Source organism: Halobacillus sp. SY10, assembly GCF_045401165.1.
GTDB classification, from domain to species: domain Bacteria; phylum Bacillota; class Bacilli; order Bacillales; family Halobacillaceae; genus Halobacillus; species Halobacillus aidingensis.
In genome coordinates this window covers 2,293,380-2,315,220 of record NZ_CP174345.1, presented here as the reverse complement: position 1 = coordinate 2,315,220, position 21,841 = coordinate 2,293,380, and the positions used below count along the sequence as shown (strand labels likewise).

Annotated in this window: 16 protein-coding genes; 9 read left to right on the top strand and 7 right to left on the bottom strand. The window is 44.1% G+C overall.

Translation table 11 applies throughout. The annotated features are described in order from the left end of the window. Window positions 1–117 precede the first annotated feature (117 nt). On the top strand, window positions 118–279 hold the full coding sequence (locus ACJA3J_RS11805) for a hypothetical protein (RefSeq protein ID WP_406944079.1): 162 nt from the start codon (window positions 118–120) through the stop codon (window positions 277–279). A gap of 806 nt (window positions 280–1,085) precedes the next feature. Here ACJA3J_RS11805 and ACJA3J_RS11800 read toward each other — a convergent pair. Both ACJA3J_RS11800 and ACJA3J_RS11795 read right to left on the bottom strand, forming a co-directional pair. Next, a complete protein-coding gene (locus ACJA3J_RS11800) occupies window positions 1,086–2,651 on the bottom strand; it encodes an alkaline phosphatase (RefSeq protein ID WP_406944078.1) in 1,566 nt (521 codons plus the stop codon). A gap of 446 nt (window positions 2,652–3,097) precedes the next feature. After that, entirely contained in the window at window positions 3,098–3,283 is a 186-nt protein-coding gene (locus tag ACJA3J_RS11795; RefSeq protein WP_406944077.1) for a hypothetical protein, read from the bottom strand. Between the two features lie 427 nt (window positions 3,284–3,710). Between ACJA3J_RS11795 and ACJA3J_RS11790 the strand changes: the two genes are divergently transcribed. The 3 genes from ACJA3J_RS11790 to ACJA3J_RS11780 all read left to right on the top strand — a co-directional run bounded on the left by ACJA3J_RS11790 (window position 3,711) and on the right by ACJA3J_RS11780 (window position 7,380). Then, window positions 3,711–4,121, top strand: a complete 411-nt coding sequence (locus tag ACJA3J_RS11790; protein ID WP_406944076.1) for an RDD family protein — start codon at window positions 3,711–3,713, stop codon at window positions 4,119–4,121. Window positions 4,122–4,872: 751 nt separating this feature from the next. After that, entirely contained in the window at window positions 4,873–6,195 is a 1,323-nt protein-coding gene (locus tag ACJA3J_RS11785; protein WP_115894607.1) for a cytochrome P450, read from the top strand. Between the two features lie 78 nt (window positions 6,196–6,273). Beyond that, complete coding sequence (locus ACJA3J_RS11780) at window positions 6,274–7,380, top strand: NAD(P)/FAD-dependent oxidoreductase (RefSeq protein ID WP_406944075.1); 1,107 nt, start codon at window positions 6,274–6,276, stop codon at window positions 7,378–7,380. A 110-nt stretch (window positions 7,381–7,490) separates the two neighbouring features. Here ACJA3J_RS11780 and ACJA3J_RS11775 read toward each other — a convergent pair whose 3' ends face one another. From ACJA3J_RS11775 to ACJA3J_RS11765, 3 genes are all read right to left on the bottom strand, one after another. Next, window positions 7,491–8,939, bottom strand: a complete 1,449-nt coding sequence (locus ACJA3J_RS11775; RefSeq protein ID WP_115894605.1) for a DHA2 family efflux MFS transporter permease subunit — start codon at window positions 8,937–8,939, stop codon at window positions 7,491–7,493. 345 nt (window positions 8,940–9,284) lie between these two features. Then, the gene (locus ACJA3J_RS11770; RefSeq protein ID WP_406944074.1) at window positions 9,285–10,601 is read right to left on the bottom strand and encodes a UDP-glucose dehydrogenase family protein; all 1,317 of its coding nucleotides are present in this window, start codon (window positions 10,599–10,601) and stop codon (window positions 9,285–9,287) included. A gap of 18 nt (window positions 10,602–10,619) precedes the next feature. Then, window positions 10,620–11,762 carry a glycosyltransferase family 4 protein gene (locus ACJA3J_RS11765; protein ID WP_406944073.1) on the bottom strand — a complete coding sequence of 381 codons (1,143 nt, stop codon included), beginning with the start codon at window positions 11,760–11,762 and terminating at the stop codon, window positions 10,620–10,622. Window positions 11,763–12,366: 604 nt separating this feature from the next. On the opposite strand from ACJA3J_RS11765, the gene ACJA3J_RS11760 reads away from it, so the two are divergent. Then, entirely contained in the window at window positions 12,367–12,900 is a 534-nt protein-coding gene (locus ACJA3J_RS11760; protein ID WP_115894603.1) for a DinB family protein, read from the top strand. Between the two features lie 270 nt (window positions 12,901–13,170). Here the strand turns inward: ACJA3J_RS11760 and ACJA3J_RS11755 are convergent, their stop codons facing one another. Then, on the bottom strand, window positions 13,171–14,952 hold the full coding sequence (locus tag ACJA3J_RS11755; protein WP_406944072.1) for a M3 family oligoendopeptidase: 1,782 nt from the start codon (window positions 14,950–14,952) through the stop codon (window positions 13,171–13,173). A gap of 655 nt (window positions 14,953–15,607) precedes the next feature. Here ACJA3J_RS11755 and ACJA3J_RS11750 point away from each other — a divergent pair. Then, a complete protein-coding gene (locus ACJA3J_RS11750) occupies window positions 15,608–16,663 on the top strand; it encodes a dipeptidase (RefSeq protein WP_406944071.1) in 1,056 nt (351 codons plus the stop codon). A gap of 71 nt (window positions 16,664–16,734) precedes the next feature. Here ACJA3J_RS11750 and ACJA3J_RS11745 read toward each other — a convergent pair whose 3' ends face one another. Then, entirely contained in the window at window positions 16,735–17,661 is a 927-nt protein-coding gene (locus ACJA3J_RS11745; RefSeq protein ID WP_406944070.1) for an aldo/keto reductase, read from the bottom strand. Window positions 17,662–18,157: 496 nt separating this feature from the next. Here ACJA3J_RS11745 and ACJA3J_RS11740 point away from each other — a divergent pair, with 496 nt between their 5' ends. From ACJA3J_RS11740 to ACJA3J_RS11730, 3 genes are all read left to right on the top strand, one after another. Further along, window positions 18,158–19,381, top strand: coding sequence for an IS110 family transposase (locus tag ACJA3J_RS11740; protein ID WP_406944069.1), 1,224 nt, complete (start codon window positions 18,158–18,160; stop codon window positions 19,379–19,381). Window positions 19,382–20,133: 752 nt separating this feature from the next. Then, window positions 20,134–20,679 carry an NUDIX hydrolase gene (locus ACJA3J_RS11735; protein ID WP_406944068.1) on the top strand — a complete coding sequence of 182 codons (546 nt, stop codon included), beginning with the start codon at window positions 20,134–20,136 and terminating at the stop codon, window positions 20,677–20,679. Beyond that, window positions 20,679–21,836: an endonuclease Q family protein gene (locus tag ACJA3J_RS11730; protein ID WP_406946294.1), complete on the top strand. Its 1,158-nt coding sequence runs from the start codon at window positions 20,679–20,681 to the stop codon at window positions 21,834–21,836. The genes ACJA3J_RS11735 and ACJA3J_RS11730 overlap by 1 nt, the downstream gene beginning before the upstream one ends. Window positions 21,837–21,841 lie beyond the last annotated feature (5 nt).

The following is a 21,841-nucleotide window of genomic DNA, read 5'->3' as shown; positions in this document are numbered from 1 at the left end:
AACACCGTTTCAAGAAAAAAGAAAAGTACGTGTTTATCTACCTGAAGGGCACACTCACAGAAGACGATACCCTGGCACCCTATATGCAAGGTGGCCAGAACGTGTTTCGGGATACTGATGCGATCTGTGCATTTCATTTATCATTGGAAAAATACTTTAGATAAAAATCGTTTGAAAGTCATTGTTGTAGCGATCGAAAAGAACCCAGAAGAGAGAATCAATGAATACTGTCCTTGGATCAATGGGGTCTACAGTGAAGGAATGCTGAGGTCCATGTAACCTTAGGAGGTAAGGGGAAGCAATATGTCGCTTTCATTACAAAAGAGCTTAAGCCTTTCATAGATCGTAAATACCACACTTTAACAAGAGGATACATCCATGGTGTGAGTATCCTTAAAGGTCTGGTTTCTCTTCAGCTTTTTGGGGGAACCAGGAGCAAATGGAAGAACTGATTAAAAAATCGGACCTTTCATCAATCCATAGTCTTTACTTGGATGGGAGATCGTGAGGGAGAAGATGAAGCAAAACCAAAGAAATGTTTGAAGAGGGGTCTTCAAGGTCTCGTAGCGACTGTACAATAGGAAAATTCTTTATTTTAAGATACACGATTGCTTAATATGAGAGGATTTCAGTTAAAGTGGAAAGAGAGAGAATCCGTTGTCCCGTTTTTTTCACTTCCAACCATTCGTTATGATTCCAACGAAGCAGGTTATCGTAAGTATGTAAGCTAGAAAAAGTGGTACATCCTTAAGTTCAACTGTTTTGAAACAGGGCTGAGGAAGACAGTAAAGTCATGACGATCTACTGAAAGAACGAGAAAACTTGGAAAGACAAGGACCGGATGAAGTTAAACGATACGATTGGTCGTGGATGACTGGGAATTTCCCTGTCTCCATTAAACTAGTGAATTTTTTTGACTCAGTGATAAGTGTTACGGAATATCAATCATGCAGCGTCAGTCCCTGGAATGTTGAGGATAATAAAATTGACCATACTTGCTTAGTATTTTTTTCTTTTTATTAAAAATGCCTGGACCCCCTCGTTCTAGAGGGATCCAGGCGCCTTTCATCCTTGAAGGAATGAAATTATTTACTATTCAATTCATCTTTCAATTCTTTGAGGAGAAAGATGTTTTGTTGAGCTGTTCCTTTATATTCCTTGACTTCATAACTTTCTGCAATTTTACCGCGAAACATCAGATTGGAATGGTAGCCGTGGGATTTTAATAAATCTACCACACTAAAGGAATCCCAGCCCCCTGTAGGGACTGTGTATTCCAAGTTATTTTGGTCTTTCCAAGAGGTACGGTCATGATCTTTTTTGACATCAGCTGATAATTTAACATTCATAGCGGAAGCCATTTTTTGCGGAAGATCCGTGTTGTTAACCAAACCCGAAAAGCTATCAGCAGATGGGCCGAAAGCATAAATAGGTACATCCACCCCTGTATGAGCAGAACTTGTCCAGCCAATAAGAGCTTGATCGCTTACCATATCGTTTATTGCGTTATTTGGATTTTCAGAAGAACGGATATCTTCCACTTCTTTTTCTGAGAGTTCAAGTCCTGTATATTCTTTCACGACTTCCTTGATATTCGACATCTCATCGTCGAGTTGTTCGGCCATATGATCTCCGGTTGCCGTTACATTCTTTACAACCTCTGTTTTTACATCGTATTCGCCGTTGGACCCCACAGTCATTCCACCTGTTTCATGGTCTCCCGCTATAACTACTAATGTATTTTCATCCTTTTTAGCAAAATCCAGAGCTTCTTTGACGGCCTTCTCAAAGGCTTCCGTATCTTTCATTGCCCAGGCAGCGTCGTGTGCGTGACCAGCCCAGTCAATTTGACTGCCTTCTACCATAAGGAAGAATCCGTCTTCGTCTTTAGAAAGGGTATCAATGGCAGAGGATGTCATTTCTGCCAGACCAGGCTCCATAGTCTCATCCCTGTCTAGTTCAGAGGAGAGCGGACCGTCTGCGAATAACCCAAGCACTTTTTCACTGGAGCCAATATTCATAAGCTGGTCTCTGTTTTCAACATAAGTATAGCCCTGTTCTTGAGCAGCTTCGACGAGGTTGGTATCTGCCTGTTTTCCACCTTCTGATTCAGGCAAGAAAAATTCTCTTCCACCGCCTAAGATGACATCAACATCGTTCTCTAAATACTGAGGGGCAATCAGTGATTGATCATCTCGGTCATTAACACTTGCACCAAAGACGGCAGGAGTCGCGTGAGTGATCGTGGATGTAGCTACAAGACCTGATGATTTACCGGCTGCTTCCGATGCATCAAGAATACTATCGATCTCTTTTCCATCAGGGGTCACGCCAACCATGCCATTATTGGTTTTCTGTCCTGTAGCCATAGCTGTGCCTGCAGCTGCAGAATCCGTTACTTCAGAATCATTAGAATAAGTCTTCATCATACCTTTGAGGTAAGGGTCGAATATGGAATCTTCACCTTTGTACCATCTGTAATTCGTTGCATACCCTGCAGAAAACCCATCAGGAATCATATAAATCACATTTTCGACTTCTCCCTCGGTCTTGTGGTTTCCTCCAGCGTGTACGGTGTGATCGCCCCCGATAGATGCACCTGCAAACATAATCGTTGAACTTACTAGTACAACAGCAGTTTTTTTGAACATAATAATCTCCTCTCGAAAATGATTTGAATTTCTACTTAAAACTATATAGAGACTTCGTTAAAGAGGATTTAAAAGAGTGTAAAATAGTAGATTTATGTAAAAATAGGTAATATTATGCAGGTTATGTGGGGGAACCGTCTTCTTTAATACGCGACAATCTAAATTTTTTACAATCCTTAGCGAAAGAATGTAGCTACCATATATGGAGTATACCAGGAAATAAGTGCCATAAATTTCTTCATTAAATTTACAATGGGTTAAAAAGCACACTTTTAAAATAGAGGAACAAGCCTATCATCTACTAACTTCATAATGGGTGGAGGATCTTGTGACGGCATGAACGCCTATAACAAGATGTTGGGTTATGGATCTGGATTCATTATCAAGGGGAATTGGTAGTGGAACGGTTTAATGTATCGTTTTATACGAAGACAGGATGGGAGAGATCAACTCTCCCGCTTTTTCCACTTCCAACCATTTGTAATTACACCGATAAAGCCTGAGAAAGTGAGGATATACGCTACGATCAGTGGTATATCCTGAAGCTCTTCTGTAAACAAACGGAATAAGCCTACCATGAAGATGAGAAAGCTGCCAATCAATGCGATACCTATTTTCATCTCTTGATTCATAGGGAATCCTCCTTTACTGGCTATACTAGATTAACATATTTCATCGTTTTGGTTCATGATATAGTAGGGGTAATGGCCTTTTAGAACATAGGTTGTGAAGAAATAGTCGAGGAAGTTTACTTCAACACATCCGTTTAGTGAGGAAAAGGGCACACAGTTCTTTACGCTACAAAAGAGAGAATGGTGTGGTTTTTAGGCAGAACGTGATCCAACAAGGAACGATCTGTCCCGAAAAGACAACAGGTGTAGAAAATTTATTGATGTTGTAAAAGCTGCTTAAAGACTTCACAGAAAGAGGGTTCTTTAGGAGTTTTAATCGTCTCGCTGTTAACAGATAAATCATTTTTTACGTTTGTCTACTATTTTCTAGTTGGATATACCCTTTTACATATCATCAGGGTTCTCCCTGATGGGAAGGAGTTGGATTATGGAACGAGCTGGATTTTGGAGTCGGTTGTTCGCCTTGATCTTGGATGGGATCATCATTACCGTTCCGATGAATCTCTTATGGTCTTGGTATCAGGGAGATTGGAGTACGGATGTAACGGACGGATGGTTATGGCAGGTCATTTACGTGAGTTATTTAACAGTACTTCCCGTAATATGGAGCGGTTATGTCGTAGGGAAAAGAATACTTACAATCAAAATCAGGAAAGAAGGAGATCACCCTGTAGGTCTATTCCAGATGTTTATTAGAGAAGTCATCGGTAAATTTCTCCTCGGAGTGATTACATTCGGAATCGCTTCTGTGGTGAGTGCTTTTATGATCGCATTTAGAAAAGACAAACGAGCCATTCACGACCTGCTTGCTCAAACCTATGTCAAAAACATCCCCTGAAAAGTCGATGGAACTTCCCATCGACTTTTCCTATCCATCCCCATAACACCTACCACGACCTCTTATAAAAAGCTCCAGATCGTGGAAGACTCCGTTTCGAGATAACAGGGGTTCGTTTTCCATATTGGAAATCAGGGGTGGTTGGGAAGCAGCTCGCTTTCCGTGGAAGTGCAAGCAGCCCCTCCAGAAAACCCCTGAAGAAATCCTTGCCTGGTTGAAATAATGAATGACGGATTCCTTGCCATGGATACGGGGTCAGGGAAACGACGATTTGCGGTATTTTGAATTAGCTCGTAGAAAAACATACACGTTTGTGTCTCCTTTCGCTTTTCATGCGGACGTTTCCCAGACCCTGTTCCTTCACATTATTCGTGCAGTTGCTATGGTTGAAACTACTATATCGGCGTGGTTTATCAGGTCTTCATTCAATCACGGTCGTTTAATTTAAGAAGGATTTCGAGAACCACATATGGTAAAGGGGCGGAGGGAAACGGTGAGACTCCTATGGGGTGTGCGGGACAGATGAGACCCCGCAGGACGAAGTCCGAGGAGGCTCAGCGCCCGCCCCATGGAAAGCGAACCTTTTCCCGCAGCCCCCTAAAACCTCACAAACGCCTCGAAATCAAGCCTTCAAGAATCCTCCCATAATGCTAAATCAGTCTACAATGAAAGTTTCCTATGTTTCTTAAAGGAATGAATAAAATCAGGTGGACTCTAGTACTCTCTAATAGAAGGTTGAAGGGGGTACGTTATGCATAAATGGAAGAGTCGTTCACCACTTGGTCAATTACCGGCATTCAAAAAGGATCCACTCGCATTTCTTATGGAAATGGAAGAGACACAGAAGCCTGTGGCAAGGTTCAGATTTGCTCATAGACCGGTGTTCATGTTGATGCATCCGGCTCTGATTCAAGAAGTACTCGTAAGAAAAGCAGACTCTTTTTATAAGTCCAAGCCTTTTCAGGAGTTAGAACCACTTTTAGGTAAAGGGCTTTTATTAAGCGAAGGGCAGCATCATAAACAGCAGCGAAGAAAAATCCAGCCTTTCTTTACTCCGAAGCATATCCAACGCTATTGTGACACGATGGGGAGGGTCGTTACGGAACATACCTCTCTCTGGAAGGACGGAGACCGACTGATTTCCGAAGATATCAGAGGGCTTACGCTCCAGATCATCACAGAGACGATGTTCGGTACAGAGGTGAGAGCGGACCATGATCAAGTGGGACAGCAGTTGGATACCGCAATGGAAATCGCCACAGAAAGGATCCGTAGTGTTTTTAAATCGCCACGTTTATGGAAAACGGTTCGGAACAAGCTGTTCGATGATGCGGTCGATAAGTTGGACGAGGTGGTTTATTCCATTATCCAACAGCCTCAGGTCTCCGGGGAGCACCTTCTCAGCGTCATGAAGGACGCTGAAGATGCAAATGGGAAGAAAATGGATGCCAGGCAGCTCCGCGATGAAGTGATGACCGTATTTCTGGCCGGACATGAAACAACAGCTTCCGCATTGCTATGGACGCTCCACTTACTCATGGAACACCCCGATTGTTATCAGAAAGTGGAAAGTGAAATCGAACAAAATCTTTCAAGTGATACGCCTTCCGTGGAAGAAACGGGGAACCTTTTGTATACGAAAAAAGTGATTCTCGAAAGTATGCGCTTGTACCCTCCGGCATGGATGTTTGGCAGGCGCGCCAAAGAAGATGTGAACATTGGATCCACGTTCATTAAAAAAGGGGCGACCGTTATGATCAGTCCTTACCTGATGCACCGGCACCGGAGGTATATCGATTATCCGGAGGAATTCCTGCCAGAACGCTTTGAGGATGGACGTCTTCTTGGGGGGCCTGATTATCTGTACCTACCATTCGGTGGTGGACCCCGCGTATGCATCGGACAGCACTTCGCCATGCTTGAGATGCTTGTCATCCTCTCGTCTCTCATTAAATCATTCAAGTTTGATCCTTCTTCAGAGGCTTTCCCTGTCAAGGCCGAACCATTAATCACGCTTAGAATGAAGCATGGCCTGAAGCTTCACCTGTCAAAAAAGGGAACAGGGATCAGGTAAGTCGTTATTTTCTGTACCCTGTCTTTTTGTTCATGTACAATAACAACAGATGAAATGACAGGGATAGAAGGTGTTACATTGAAAACAATCATTATAGGAGCAGGAATAGTAGGGGCGTCGACAGCGTACCATCTCGCGAAAAAAGGGGAAGAAGTGATCGTCATCGACCGGAATGATCCGGAACAGGCGACGCGGAATGCAGCAGGTATCGTATGCCCGTGGCTTACAAATCGAAGCAATAAAGTGTGGTACCCTCTCGTCACAGGTGGGGCGAAATATTACCCTGCATTGATGGAGGAGCTTGCAGAGGCTGGCGAAACACAAACCGGCTATAAGCAGGTAGGAGCCATCAATATATTCGATACGGAAGAAAAATTGGAAAAGAAACGAAAGGTTGCGCTCGAAAGGAAAGAGAAGGCCCCGGAAATGGGGGAGATTTCCTGCCTTTCCCCAGAAGAAACGAAAGAGATGTTTCCGCTTGTAGCAGAACACTACCGAGCCCTTCACATTTCAGGAGGAGCTCGAGTGAACGGAGCAGAAGTGACATCCTCATTACTAAGAGCAGCCAAGAAAAGTGGAGCAGCTTTTATAAACGGAGATGCTGCATTTCTTTATGAGAACAAGCGTGTCGAAGGCGTTTATATTCATGGAGAAAAGATTTATTCTGACCGGATTGTTGTTGCTAACGGGGCATGGACGAAACCGTTGTTCGATCCTATTGGGATGAGTCCCAATGTGACCTTTGAAAAAGCGCAGATCGTTCATGTGGATATGGAAAACTACGACACGGAGAATTGGCCAGTGATGCTTCCACCGTTCAACCACTATATTCTCACTTTCGGGAAAGGGCGGATCGTCATTGGCGCGACGAAAGAAAAGACGCCTGACTCCAGAGTCACCGCAGGTTCTGTCCATCAGTTGATGGATAAAGCTCTTCGTGTAGCTCCTGGACTTGCAGATGCTACTTATGTCAAAACAAATGTCGGATTCCGGCCTTTCACTCCAGGTTCAACGCCGGTCATCGGAAAGGTTCCCGGTCATGAAAACATAGTGGTGGCCAATGGTTTAGGAGCTTCCGGTCTGACAAGCGGCCCTTATATTGGATCTGAGCTTTCAAAGTATTTGTTAGAGGAAGATACCGAACTCGATTTTACCAACTATACAGCAGATCATTTATTCGGATAAACACAAAAAGGTTCCCTCATCGAATGAGGGAACCTTTTTTGTTTAGTTCTGCTTTTTTAAGAGAAGTTCTTCCCTATTAAAGAAAGTGCTCTAATAGAGACTACTGCTTATTAGTGGTTTGCTGCTTTTTGATTTTCCCTCTTTGCTTCAGGTTCATTTACTTGCTCTTCATCAGGAGGATAGGTCCGTTTGACGAAGAAAGCGAGAACCAACCCGGCAAGGGACAAAGCCGTGACGATGAAGAATGCGATATTCACTCCGTAAATCGAAGGGTGATCGATCGACGGATTGCTTTCGGCGGATTGAGCGGTTGTCGTCATCACTGTGACAAGGATCGCTGTACCCACTGATGCCGCTACCATCCGCATCGTGTTGCTCATCGCAGCCCCGTGTGGAATAAGTTTCTTAGGCAATTGGTTCAATCCCGCCGTCGTCACAGGCATCATGACCATCGATAACCCGAACATCCGGATCGCGTACAAGACAGTGATCGCTGTGAATGTTGTTTCGATATTCAAGAATGAAAAGGCGAGCGAGGCCCCTGTAATAATCGTGAGTCCGACAACGGCAAGCAGACGCGCGCCTATTTTATCAAAAATACGGCCGGTGATCGGTGACATGAATGCTGTGATGACCGCTCCCGGAAGTAAGGCGAGTCCGGATTCGAAGGCAGAAAAATCACGCATGTCCTGCATGTATAAAGGAATCAAGGTTTCTGCACCGATCAACCCTAAGAAAGTAATCATCGCGATGACGGTCGTGATCGCAAAGACCGGGTACTTGAAGACACGGAACTCAAGCATCGGGTGGTGCATCCGTAACTGTCTTCGAATGAACAACGTCAACGTGACTGCACCGATGATCAAAACGGTTACCGTGTCGATGCTCGTCCATCCCTGGTTTCCAGCTAGTGTGAAACCGTATAAAAGTCCTCCGAAACCTATGGATGAAAGGATGATGGAAACCGGATCGACTTTAGGATAGGATAGTTCGGTTACATTTTTCAGGATGAAGTAGGCGAGAACAATAATTAAAATGGCCAAAGGTAAAATCATCCAGAATAAATATCTCCACGTGTAGGCGGATGTAATGTAACCGCTGAGTGCCGGTCCAATCGCAGGTGCGAATGAAATGACAAGTCCGATGTATCCCATTGCCGCCCCGCGTTTATGGACAGGGAAAATCATGAGAAAGACTGTCTGCATCAATGGAAGCATCACACCTGCTCCAGCAGACTGAACGACCCTGCCTAAAAGAAGAAGGGGGAAATTCAGTGCCAGTCCACCAAGAATCGTTCCGAATGCAAATACACTCATAGCAGATATGAAAAGCTGCCTCGTTGTAAATCGTTCAATAAGAAAAGCACTGACAGGGATCATTACACCGTTCACGAGCATGAAAACGGTAGTCAGCCACTGGGCTGAGTTCGCTGTCACATTCATCTCATCCATAATGGGAGGAATGGCTGTAATCATTAGCGTCTGATTTAATATCGTTATAAAGGAACCAGCCAGTAAAAGGGCTGCCATCAGCACTTTGTTGGGGCCTTTGGATGTCATAATGTCGTCCTCCTATGAATCAACTAATATAACATTATACTCCTCGCTATGATGAGAGGACAACTCATCCAACTCAGTTTACTGGTTTAATATTATGTAAACTAAATGGTTGCTTTTCAACGTTACATCTCAGGGAAAACAATCGTGGATAAGGGAAGGAGAGAATAGGCTTATCCAGTATCATCTTCGAGGCAATCTAATAAGGAGAACCTCAATGGAAGAACACATCCATTGAGGTTCTCCTCATTTTTTAAGATGCTTGCAGAAGTCATCTTGAACAAGTCAAATCTTATTGCTGAAATAAACAAGCATGAAAGAGAGTAGAAAGAGCGACCTCATAAGAGCTTAATGCTTGTGTGTCTTTTTATTTTCCCGGAGTCCCTCATACGCTTGCCGCCCTACAGAATGGTACTCGATGTTTCTACCTTTAAAGTCCTCTGGTGCATAACAGTTGCGGCCATCAAATAGCACAGCTCTCTTCATGGTAGTTTCATATACGTCTAAAGATAAGTCACAAATCGAAGACCACTCGGTGCAGATCATCGCAAAGTCGGCACCTGTTAAGACCTCATGGATTGAATCACTGACAGGACAGAAGGGGATGCTTTTGACGACAGGGTCATAAGCGGTTGGATTGGCCTCGAGTTGTTGGAGACGTTGAATCAGCGAAACGGCCGGAGATTCACGGATATCATCGGTATTCGGTTTAAAAGCAAGTCCAAGGACCGCCACGTTCTTCCCTTTCAAGCTTCCATAGCGTTTTAAGGCTTTTTCAATCAAAAGGTTCTTTTGTCTTTCATTTACATCCATGACCGTAGACAGGAGATTGAAGGGATGAGCGGTTTCCTTTGCGACCTGGACCAGTGCTTTCGTGTCTTTTGGAAAACATGATCCGCCAAATCCGATTCCTGCACGCAGGAATTGTTCCCCTATGCGGCTGTCCATTCCCATCCCTTGTGCTACTTGCTCTATATCACCGCCTAACTTTTCACAAATGGAAGATATTTCATTGATGAAACTGATTTTCGTCGCTAAAAAAGCATTGGATGCATATTTGATCATTTCCGCACTTAAAGGGTCTGTCAACAATTGGGGTGTTTTGAGTTTGCTGTAGATCTCTTCAAGGAATTGTCCTGCTTTTGAGTCTGTAGAGCCGATGACAATGCGGTCTCCATAAAAGAAATCATTAAGAGCAGATCCTTCTCTAAGAAACTCTGGATTGGATACGACATGGAATATTCGTTCAGAACGGGACTGCATCCATGAATGTACTTTTTGATTGGTTCCAGGAGGGACCGTACTTTTGATGATGATCAGTGTTCCATCGTTGATATAGAGGGAGAGGTTTTCGACGGCATTCTTTACATAAGAAAGATCAGCCGACCCGTCTTTGTTTTCCGGTGTTCCGACGGCGATGAAAATGGCTTCTGCCCCTTGAACGGCTTCTTCCAGGACCGTCGTGAATTGCAGACGATTTTCAAGGAGATTGGACTGCATTAAAGGGGAGAGACCGGGCTCATGGAGAGGACAATGTCCATCTTGTAAGGAGGATATTCTTTTTTCATCAATATCCACGCAAGTGACTTTATGACCGAGACTCGCAAGGCACGTTCCAGTGACCAATCCGACGTAACCTGTACCGATGACGGCGATTTTTCTCATATTCATCTTCTCCTGTCCCTAAGCGAAAGAGGCGAGCTTCACTTCGCCGATCGCATCTTTGTAATCTCTGAGCAGTTGTTCGAATATTTCTTCCCATGATCTATCGAGCGCCTCTTGCCGCGCCTGTTTCCTCATCGATGCCAGTTTTTCTGGATCAGAAAGAAGATCTAAGATTCCTTGAGTGAAAGAGAGAGGATTGTAAGGTGTACATAACAAGCCTGTCTTTCCATGGCTCACAATTTCTTTCACACCACCTGCGTTTGCCGCGACTACAGGTGTTCCTGAGGATAGGGATTCAAGAACGACGTTCCCGAACGTTTCCGTGGCTGAAGGAAAAATGAATAACGTAGAAGATGCGTAAATGCGGGCAAGACTTTCTCCATCCTGATAGCCCGCGAACGTCATGTTCTGTGGGGCCACCGATCGAAGATGATTCTTTAAGGGGCCGTCTCCTACGATGAGCCAGTGAATGTTTTTATTCATATGATGGGGGAGGGTTTTGGCCACATTCATGAGGGTATCCAATCCCTTTTCCGGCGCAAGACGTCCGACATAGGTTAATAGAATAGGCGCGTTGATTTCAAACTGATTTCTCACGCTGCCATCATTGTGATCGGGAGAAAAGAGTTGATGGTCCACACCCCTCTGCCATAGTCCGATATTATGAAGGCCATGAAGCTCTAATTCTCTTTTCGTATGAAGGGAAGGGACAAGGGTTTTTTTGAAGGACTGATGAAACCATTGCATATATTTCCAGACAAAAGGGGAGAGGAAAGATAATTTATAATAGTCTAAATATTGATCGAAATGCGTATGATAAGAACCCACGAGTGGAATGCCCATCTTCTTACCGAAATGCAGTCCCGCAAGTCCGATGTTGAAAGGAGTGGCGATATGGATCAGGTCGGGCCGGAAAACTTCAAGGTCTCTTTTGATTTTGATTAGATTAGGAAGGGCAAGACGGCATTCTGGGTATAGCCAGAATGGGACGCTGTTAAATCTGTGGATATGATCGATATACTCCTCCTTACTTCTCATGTCTGGAGCATACACCCTGTAAGGGATGCGTTTCTTTTCAAGATATCCGGTCCACCGTTGTAATGTACGAGCGACTCCATTGACTTGTGGTACATACGTATCTGTGAAAATCGCCACTTTCATGTTCCATTCCCCCTTTAACCGAAAAACGTTGCTCCCTGTCCTTCGGTACTTATCTATTCGCTGGAAAAAGGGTTTATGCAGGAGAGGGTAGAATGGAACACAACTTTACATGAGATTGACAAAAGAAGAGAACGACAAAAAACCTGCCTATGCAGGTTTTGTCAGAAGGTTATAGAGGCTGCTTTCGGGTTGTGATGGAAAGTATGGCGATGGAATGAAGAGAGTTTTGTGGAAGGCTGTGTATATTTACGCTGATTTTTTTGTAAGAGAGTGTTGGCTTACGGCTTTTAATAGGGTCATCTTGTCTTGATTTGTCAACTTGTTCCAAATGCCCACTTTAATGTTCATTTTTTGTTTCCTCCTCAGAATTTAATGGAGCTAGCAAGTTATTGACGAACAGACATCACCGCTTTGTTCATACTTAGCATATACCGTCATTTAAACAAGATTAAACAACAAAAATATCTACAATATTCGAGGGTCTCCAAGTTTTGAAGAAGGTTCAGACATAAAAGTGTCGAATATGTTTAAGGAGCCTGTAAAAAAACAAAGAATGTAGGCTCAAAACCTGAGAAAATGTAAAAAAGAAGAGGAGGAAGTTTTCATGATTTCTTATCAAGTTCAATCAGAAAAAGGTTTTTCTGAAAAGATCGGGGAACTCGTATGTATGCTTGAACATGCACGTGCGGTGACGATCCAGGAAGTAGCGGACCTCACGCAGGAAGAACTTGATGAGTGCGAAACCGATGGAAACTCCATTGGTATGCTTCTCTCCCATATGGCAGCGATTGAGTTTGTCCATCAGGTCATCAGTTTTGAAGAGAGGGATTTAACTTCAGATGAAGAGGAAGAATGGGGAGCGGCACTTGAACTGGGGAGCAGGGCCCGCGCGAAATTCCATTCTTTAACGGTGGACGACTATTTGGATCTCCTGGAGACGACGAGAGATATGACGCTTGAATACTTGAAAGAAAAGGACGATGATTGGCTGTTTGAGGAACGCTCCTGGCCGAACGGAGTGAAATACAACCCTTACTACCTCTGGTTTCATGTCATGGAAGATGAAATCAGCCATCGGGGACAAATTCGAGCGATGATCCGTTCGAAGAAACAAAAAATAGAACCTCTGAAAAAATGATTGAATGTGAAAATTAACATATTGATTAAAAGAAGCGAACCGGGGACATTTTGCACCTGGTTCGCTTCTTTACCTATGGATTCCTTTAGAGTTTAAGTTGCATACTAATAATCGTGTGCATTCTTATCGGTTGGTTTTAAGCTTTTATCGGTAGGTTTCGGGTTTTTATCAGTGACTTCCAGGCTTTTAACGGTGACTTTTGCACTCTTATCAGTGACTATAATGATTTTATCAGTATTAGAGTATAGGTTGAGCAGCGGAACATCATTTTTACGATACATAGCTTTCTGTTCTTGTGATGTATTCTTCAATCGCCTCCTTTAAGGGACGGAAAGACTCGTTCCAGAACGTCTGCTTGTTAAGGTCTTGCCCAAGGAAGTCTGCACAAAGCTCATCCATCGGCAGATCCCCCGAGTGACTTAAAAGGCCATCGTACTTCTCAGGGAATGACTTTGGACTTTCTTTGTATTGTGAGTAAATCCCATTACTAAACAGATAGCCGATCGTATAGGGAAGGTTATAAAAAGCTTTCTCGGTATCATAAAAATGAGGGATGCTCATCCAATTATACGCATTCACATGTTCCAGATGATCTCCGAACCATTCCCGTTCTTTTGCTTCCATCAAATCGATGATCTCTGAAGAGGAAAGCTTTCCTTGTTGCCGTTTTTCATAAAAATCCTTTTCAAATTCAAATTTAGCTGGAATGAACGTGGTGTATTTTAGTCCGTTGATGATTTTCATTTCTAAGAGGGAAAGGGCGTCTTCTTCCGTTTCTGCCAAATCAATGGCAGCGTCCAATACAAGATTTTCCGCGAACGTGGACGCTGTTTCTGCAAGCCCTGTCCCTGCATGCTGGGCGAAGCCGGGTTGTTCATGGAGCAACGTATTGTGGTAGGCATGTCCAAGTTCATGAGCCATTGTAACAACATCCTGATACGTTCCTTGGAAGGAAAGGAGCACGCGACTTTCTTTCGCATTCGGAAACGATGCACAAAAGGCACCGTGACGCTTATTTTCATGTGGCTCCGCATCCACCCATCCATCATGGAAGGCTTGTTTGGCGAAGTCTCCCAGTTTCTGACTATATCGGGAGAACTGTTTGATCACAATTTCCGTTGCCTCTTCATATGTAAGTGTTGTCTTAGTAGTGAAAGAAGGTGCATATAAATCATACCAGTCCGGTTTTGGGATGCTGTCGACCTGTGCTTTCCTTATTAAGAATCGATATAAAAGGTCCTTATGCTCATGTAATGCTTTCATCATGCTATTGACGGAGGATTCCAAAATTCTGTTTTGTTCATACATTTCTTTAAGTGGATTCGTCCAGCCTCTCAACTCATATAAATCATTCCGGAAACCGGAGAAATGGTTAAAGATCAGGGCAAACCGCTCCTGATTCTGTTTGCAAACCTCAATGATGGACGATGCAATGGAAGCCCTGACAGAACGATCCTTGGATAACATCGCTTTCATGAACGCCATATCGAACGACAATTCTTTTCGCTCACCATTTTCCTCCACAGGTACTCGAAGGCGGGCAAATTCCTGCTCATAAAGGTCTTCCCATCCTTCAAAACCATTCATGGACAATGTGTGTATGGCCTGTTCCAATTCAGGTGCTAACCGATCTTTCACCTGTTTTCTCCGCTCCATTAAAGAGGTGCGGATATCAGCCAGTTCCTCTGCTTGAATCCATTGATGCCAGGAAGATTCATCAATCGCTGCGATATAGTGGTTGAATGTCAGCAGCAGGGTTTCCATTTTTGCTTTTAACTGTTGACTTTGATCCATAAAGTAGTGGCCACTCTCATCATGAACATCCTGTGAGGATAGGCAGATTGCGTATTCATCGATGGCAAAAACATCGGAGTAAAGTTCTTGTACTCCTTCTACAATGAAAAGAAAATATTTAAAGTTTTCAGGAGTTTTGGAGTTCTTTATCTGCTCTTGAAGTGTTCCTATTTGTTCATTTTTAGTGAGCAGTGCATGTTCAAGCCCGTCAGGAAAGAGACGCTCCAAATCCCATTTTTTCATCACCGTGTTCTTCATATGATTCCTCCTAAGGTTTTGATAGTATTAGTGTAATAGACTTTGGAAAAATCTTCATCATCCTCAAGGCGGACTCCTGCTCCTATTCCCGTCGCAGGATCTCTCAATGATGCTATGTGGAAGGCTCGATAATTAGATAACCGGGGTTCGTTGACATTTTTGTGAGTCAGGGGTGGTTGGGAAGCTACTCGTCTAGCTCCATCGCCCAGACACTCGCGTCATAAGCAGAACAGCAAAGGAAAAATAACTGGTTATTCTGGAAGTTGTTTCGAGATACTTATATGGAAAAGGGGCGGAGGGGAATGGGGAGACTCCTACCTTAAGTGTGCAGGCGCCTTGATCAGCGGCGTATGGACTGGACTGAGCTGGCGGAGATAAAGGAAACACGAAGAACGAAGTGATTCGATGTTGACTTATCGTACAGAAGCGAGGGAAGTCTCACTAGCCGCTAGGCGCCGGAACCGGATATCTAAGAGGCAAAAAAGTGCTTGGTGAGACCCCACAGGACGCAGTCCGAGGAGGCTCACCGCGCTCCCGCGGAAAGCGAGCCATTCCCCGCAGCCCCCATCCACTCAACAAAAGTCTCGATAACGAGTTTTCCGCAATCGGGAAGAGTTAATGGAGCAAAATGTTGATTTTAAAGGAGGAGAAGTAGATGAAAGTGCCGTTCATAGATGGGCATAATGATACGATGATGAACTTTGAAAATGGGGTGAAGCCCTTTTTCAAAGGGACGAAAGAAGGGCACATTGATTGGCCGAGAGGGAACCGTTCTGGTCTGGCCGCAGGTTTCTACGCCGTTTTCTGTCCGAACCCTGATACCGATCCACTCCCTGTCGCCTACAAAACAGATAAGGGGTATGAAAAACCGTTTCCGCGTCCGTTGTCTTATGCTTATGCTTGCGAGTACACCAATAAGATGGTCGCCCGCTTCTTAAAAATGGAAGCAGAGTCGGGTGGGAAATTCAAAGCGGCACGTACCGTTGGGGACATAGAAGGGGCCATTGCGGGAGAATACATGGCCGGCATTTTACATATCGAAGGAGCAGAGGGCATTGATCAAAACTTGCATGCGCTGTCTGTCTTATATGAAGCAGGGTTACGTTCTGTGGGTCCTGTCTGGAGCAGAGCGAACGCGTTCGGTGAGGGGGTTCCGTATCGTTTTCCTTCCTCTCCAGATACGGGGCCCGGCCTTACGGAAGCCGGGAAAAATCTAGTTCGCGAGTGTAACCGATTAGGAATTATGATTGACCTTTCCCATTTGAATGAAAAAGGATTTTGGGATGTCGCCTCCATCAGCGACGCTCCTCTTGTTGCTACTCATTCCAATGCTCATCAAATATGCCCGGTAACTAGAAACCTGACAGACAAACAAATCGATGCAATCGGAGAGTCGGATGGATTGGTTGGGGTCACCTACAGTATTAATCCCAATATGGTGACAGAGGATGGTGCGAATAACGAAGGAGCCGCTTTAACTGATATCACGAAACATATCCATTACATGATCGATCGCATAGGAATCGACCATGTCGCTTTAGGTTCGGATTTCGACGGAACCCGAGTGCCGACGGCTCTTAAGGATGTGACCGGCGTGCCGAAATTGTTAAATTTATTGAAAGAGGAAGGATTGAGCAGGGACGACATTGAAAAGATCGCCTATAAAAATTGGCTTCGTGTTCTTAAGGAAACATGGAAAGACAATAGCTGATCCAAGCTTCCCATAGACAAAAGACGAGGATGCCCCTGCGAAGGGCATCCTCGTCTTTTGTTTGTCATCCATTATTTGGATCTGTGTTTTTGATAGGTGATTCCTTTTGTCAGTGCTTTCATTTCCTTATAAATCTGCTCCGTCAATGGAGGAGACTCAAGGTAGCGCAAGTTGTCGTTCAGCTGCTCCACGGAGCTTGCTCCGAAGACAGCGGTCGCGACGGTAGGATTTTGCAGGACGTATTGAAGCGCGAGCGTCTCTGCCGTTTTCTCATCACTAGTGAATGATTGCCATTGCTTCGTGATTTCCAATACTTCTTCCTGGCTGTACTCTAAAAATCCATTTTCTGCTTTTTCTTGGGCTTTCTCTTGTCCTTTCGAAGATAACATCCCTTTAGCCAGCGGCCCCCTTGCCAGGACACTTATTTCATTGTCTGCGAGCAGGTTGAGAATTTCTTCTTCCGGGCGGCGATCCAGCGCATTATATTGCATCATGACACTTACGATGTTGGATTTTTCCACATATTCTTTAATGACATTCGGACGAATCGAAGAGATGCCGTATTCTCTGATCAGTCCGTCTTGTTTGAGCTCTTCAAAAGCTTCGATGCTTTCCTCTATCGGATCATCAATGGTGCCGCCATGCAGCTGATAAAGATCGATATAATCGATGCCCAGTCGTTTCAGGCTGTCTTTCACACCTTCTTTGATGTGCTTTTTGGACGGGTCCCAGTGCCAGTCCTCTTGATCAGGATTAAAGTTGTTACCGACTTTCGTTCCGATTAATAGGTCGTCTCTTTTTCCTTTGACCGCTTCTCCTACGATTTTTTCGTTTTCGCCAAAATCGTATAAGTCGGCCGTATCTAAATAATTGATGCCGGCATCGACGGCGCGGTCGATGATGTCTTTGGCTTTGTTATGATCCGTCCCGAGCGACATGCACCCAAGACTGATTTCTGATACGTATAAATCTGAAGATCCTAATTGACGTTTGTTCATGTAATCATCCTTTCATCTGAGCTCTTATAAAAAGTTTAAAATGTAAATACTTTAGAAAAAACAGAACTTCCAATAATATGAAGGTGCTATTGGCTTATAAAACAAATGCTACTTTTTCTTGAAGACTCAGTTTTGAGATGTTTATGTGCGCTTAGGGGCTCCGGGAAAAGGTTCGCTTTCCATGGGGCGGGCGGTGAGCCTCCTTAGGCTGCGCCTACCGGGGTCTCACCTGTCCCATAGCCATTCATGTATCGCAAAAAACAGCTCTACACCACAGAGAATGAAAATGGTTATGGTATGCCTATACTGATTCTACGGCTGGATGAGGAAGGTCGAGACTCCTTGGTGCGTGAGAGCCCTCCCCATAGTCTGACTCCTTCGACCACGGTGCATCACAGACTGTTGCTCCTTTATAGGAAGCACTCATGGTAGATTAACCCTATTCTGGTTGTTGCGCCAGCCTCTACAATTACTTGCCGCAGAAAGGATGTTTTCAATGGATGTAGTCATTGAGAATGCTTGTGGTATGGATGTCCACAAAGATACCATTACTGCTTGTGCCATTACACCGGAAGGAAAGGAGATTGAAACATTTTCAACGAAAACCATCTATCTCATTGAGTTGGTGGACTGGGTTAAGAAACGGAATTGTACCCATGTGGCCATGGAAAGTACAAGTGTCTACTGGAAACCTATTGTTAATCTACTTGAAGCCGAAGATATTGAATTTCTAGTTGTGAATGCTCAACATATTAAGGCTGTTCCTGGACGTAAAACCGATGTGAAAGATGCCGAATGGATTGCCAAACTTCTTCGCCATGGGTTGCTTAAAGCGAGTTACATTCCTGATCGAAATCAGCGGGAATTACGTGAACTTGTTCGTTATCGTCGGAGTATTATTGAAGAACGTGCCAGACAACACAATCGAATGCAAAAAGTGTTAGAAGGAGCTAATATCAAGCTTGGGTCTGTTGTTTCTAACGTTTTAGGAGTTTCTGCTCGTGAGATGCTTCGTTCCATAGCTGAAGGAAATGATGACCTTGAAGAGTTATCAAACTTGGCGAGAGGCGTTATGAAAAATAAAAAAGAGGACTTGAAACTCGCTCTTCAAGGATGCATTAAAGACCATCAACGATTCATGATAAAGACGATCCTGGATCATATCGATTTACTTACGGATCAAATTGATAAATTAGACAGTGAGATATCAAAAAGAATGGAAGAATCTCAAGAGGATATCGAACGTTTAGATTCCATTCCTGGCATTGGGAGAAAAGTGGCGGAACAAATGATTGCCGAACTTGGCACAAATATTAAGGAGCAATTTCCTACGGCACCTCAAATGTGTTCTTGGGCAGGGTTAGTTCCCGGAAATAACCAAAGTGCCGGGAAACGGAAGTCTTCTAAAACGTTGAGTGGAAACAAATACCTTAAATCATCACTGGTTGAGTCAGCTCATTCCGTCCGAGGATCCAAGAACTACCTTGGCGCTCTTTACCGGAGAACGGCTTCACGTAAAGGTAAAAAGCGCGCAGGAATCGTTGTAGCTCATGCGATGTTACGAATCTCCTACTACCTCTTAACACGAAAGGAAATGTATGTAGATTTAGGAGAAGATTACTTCGATAAACAAAAACAACAAGCCATTGTTAAGCACTCATTGCGTAGGTTAGAGGGGTTAGGTTACACCGTGAGGATTGAGGAACCAAAGGTATCTTAAATCCACCCTCCAACTCACTAGCCATTTGTATGAGACGCTCTCCTCGAAAAAAGAAGAATGAGCTGCGTCTACTTTAGTATTGCCATTTTTCCATATTATAGAACTTTATTTTCATGGTAGGAGTCTCACCGTTTCCTTCCGCCCCTTGCCAAATAAGTGTCTCGAAACCATTTCCCGAATATGTTGTTTTTATGCATAGAGTAAATGGAAGACACTAACTTCCTTTTACTATTTCAGGTGTTAAAAAGCTTGTTATAAAGCGCTCTATGCCTATAACAACAGAATAGTGGAGACACGAACCCCTTCGCACAGTTGAACATTCTCCCAGTGTCAAGTTGATGTACCCAGGAAGCTCTATATATAAAGCATTAGGAACCCAAGTAACTGACACGTGTGCTTAAATTACTCATTTGAAAATGATCTGATTTCAAATGTGGTTTCGAGATACTCACATGGTAAAGGGGCGGAGGGGAATGGCGAGACTCCTGCGGGAAAAGAGTGCTAGGTGAGACCCCGCAAGGCGTCAGCCTGAGGAGGCTCATCGCGCTCCCGCGGAAAGCGAGCTATTCCCCGCAGCCCAATCCACTCAAATAACATCTCGAAACTGAGTCTTCAAGGATCCTGGCGGTTAGTTTTAAAAGCTAATCAATAATAGACTTTAACGGAACCTCCATCTTAATTGTAGCGGATTGTTCCGGTTCCACGCCACTCCTGTGATAAAATGACGATAGTAACAAGAGAGGATGAATGTTTTGAAAAAATTTGAAGAAAAAACATATGAAACCGAAACGATTTATAAAGGGAAAATTGTTCAATTGGATATCGACAGTGTTACTTTACCCGATGGGAATACATCTAAACGAGAATTGATCCGTCATCCAGGTGCTGTAGCTGTCATCGCAATCACGGAAGAAGGAAAGCTTGTTTGTGTGGAACAGTACAGAAAACCGATGGAGAAAAGCATCATCGAAATCCCTGCAGGCAAGCTTGAACCGGGTGAAGAACCGAAAACATGTGCGCTTAGGGAATTAGAAGAAGAGACGGGGTACACGTCCGATGACCTTAAATTCATTACATCTTTCTATACTTCTCCTGGGTTTGCCGATGAAATCGTTCATCTTTACTTTACGGACCAGATCAAACCGATGGAGGAGCAGCCGGACGGGGACGAGGACGAGTTCGTCGAACAAATAGAACTGACGGTGGAGGAAGCAGAAGCTTTGGAAAAAGAAGAGCGGATCCATGATGCGAAAACGGCCTATGCCATCCTTTACATGAAATTGAGAAATGCGAGATGATGAATACGTTTTTCGTCGATCTACATATTCATATCGGCAGGGACTGGAACGGAAAGCCTGTGAAAATAACAGGTTCCAAATCGCTGACACTCTCGAATATTTTTAAAGAGGCAGCGAATCGAAAAGGGCTCGATATGATCGGTGTCATCGATGCTCAAGCTCCTGCCGTGCAGGAAGAAATGATGGATCTGATCGATCGGGGTCAAGCCGTGGAATTAAAGGAAGGGGGCATCCGTTATAAAGATACGGTCCTCCTTCTAGGTTCTGAAATTGAAGTATATGATGCGGCTTGTTCCGGTCCGATCCATGTGCTCTGTTATTTTCCAACGATGAATCGAATGCGGGCCTTCACCGCATGGCTTTCACAGAAGATGAAAAATGTAAATTTAAGCTCTCAACGTTTTTATGGCACCGCTCGCGAACTCCAGCAATATGTGAAAGAACATGATGGAATCTTTATTCCCGCTCATGTGTTCACTCCTTTTAAAAGCCTTTATGGAAAAGGGGTGAAGGAAACATTACGAGAAGTTCTTGATCCTGACAAAATCGATGCCATAGAACTTGGGTTAAGCGCTGATACAGATATGGCTGATTTGATTGGGGAGCTAGAACCGTATACTTACGTGACCAACTCGGACGCTCATTCCTTAGGGAAGCTTGCCCGCGAGTATCAGCGAATGGCTTTAAAGGCATTGAATTTTGAAGAACTGCGCCTGGCTTTACACCATCAACAGGGAAGAAAAGTCCTTACCAATTATGGGATGAGTCCCACCATGGGGAAATACCACCAGACCGTTTGTGCCAAATGTCTGTCGCCTGCTGAGGTTTCTGCTACTCAATGTGAAGAATGTGGATCCAAAAAAATCGTCAAAGGCGTGAAAGACCGTGTGGAGGAGTTGAAATCTAGTTCTCAGAAGAAAGAGAGACCTCCTTATATCTATCAAGTGCCTCTATCATCTCTCCCTGGAGTAGGGATGCGTACCTACGAGAAATTAATCGATGCTTTTGGTACCGAAATGGCCGTCATTCATGAGGTTTCTCAGGAAGAATTGACGACGGTTATTCCTGAACAAGTGGCTGAGCGGATCACAGCCATGAGAAAAGGGACACTCACCATTCAGGCGGGTGGGGGAGGACGTTATGGAAGAATTCAATAGAAACT

Excerpts from the sequence above, each read along its gene's own strand:
- ACJA3J_RS11765 (WP_406944073.1), bottom strand. The coding sequence starts at position 11,762 with ATGAAAGTGGCGATTTTCACAGATACGTATGTACCACAAGTCAATGGA.
- ACJA3J_RS11740 (WP_406944069.1), top strand. The coding sequence starts at position 18,158 with ATGGATGTAGTCATTGAGAATGCTTGTGGTATGGATGTCCACAAAGAT.
- ACJA3J_RS11730 (WP_406946294.1), top strand. The coding sequence starts at position 20,679 with ATGAATACGTTTTTCGTCGATCTACATATTCATATCGGCAGGGACTGG.
- ACJA3J_RS11775 (WP_115894605.1), bottom strand. The coding sequence starts at position 8,939 with ATGACATCCAAAGGCCCCAACAAAGTGCTGATGGCAGCCCTTTTACTG.
- ACJA3J_RS11795 (WP_406944077.1), bottom strand. The coding sequence starts at position 3,283 with ATGAATCAAGAGATGAAAATAGGTATCGCATTGATTGGCAGCTTTCTC.
- ACJA3J_RS11745 (WP_406944070.1), bottom strand. The coding sequence starts at position 17,661 with ATGAACAAACGTCAATTAGGATCTTCAGATTTATACGTATCAGAAATC.
- ACJA3J_RS11805 (WP_406944079.1), top strand. The coding sequence starts at position 118 with ATGCGATCTGTGCATTTCATTTATCATTGGAAAAATACTTTAGATAAA.
- ACJA3J_RS11760 (WP_115894603.1), top strand. The coding sequence starts at position 12,367 with ATGATTTCTTATCAAGTTCAATCAGAAAAAGGTTTTTCTGAAAAGATC.
- ACJA3J_RS11770 (WP_406944074.1), bottom strand. The coding sequence starts at position 10,601 with ATGAGAAAAATCGCCGTCATCGGTACAGGTTACGTCGGATTGGTCACT.
- ACJA3J_RS11755 (WP_406944072.1), bottom strand. The coding sequence starts at position 14,952 with ATGAAGAACACGGTGATGAAAAAATGGGATTTGGAGCGTCTCTTTCCT.
- ACJA3J_RS11800 (WP_406944078.1), bottom strand. The coding sequence starts at position 2,651 with ATGTTCAAAAAAACTGCTGTTGTACTAGTAAGTTCAACGATTATGTTT.
- ACJA3J_RS11785 (WP_115894607.1), top strand. The coding sequence starts at position 4,873 with ATGCATAAATGGAAGAGTCGTTCACCACTTGGTCAATTACCGGCATTC.
- ACJA3J_RS11790 (WP_406944076.1), top strand. The coding sequence starts at position 3,711 with ATGGAACGAGCTGGATTTTGGAGTCGGTTGTTCGCCTTGATCTTGGAT.
- ACJA3J_RS11750 (WP_406944071.1), top strand. The coding sequence starts at position 15,608 with ATGAAAGTGCCGTTCATAGATGGGCATAATGATACGATGATGAACTTT.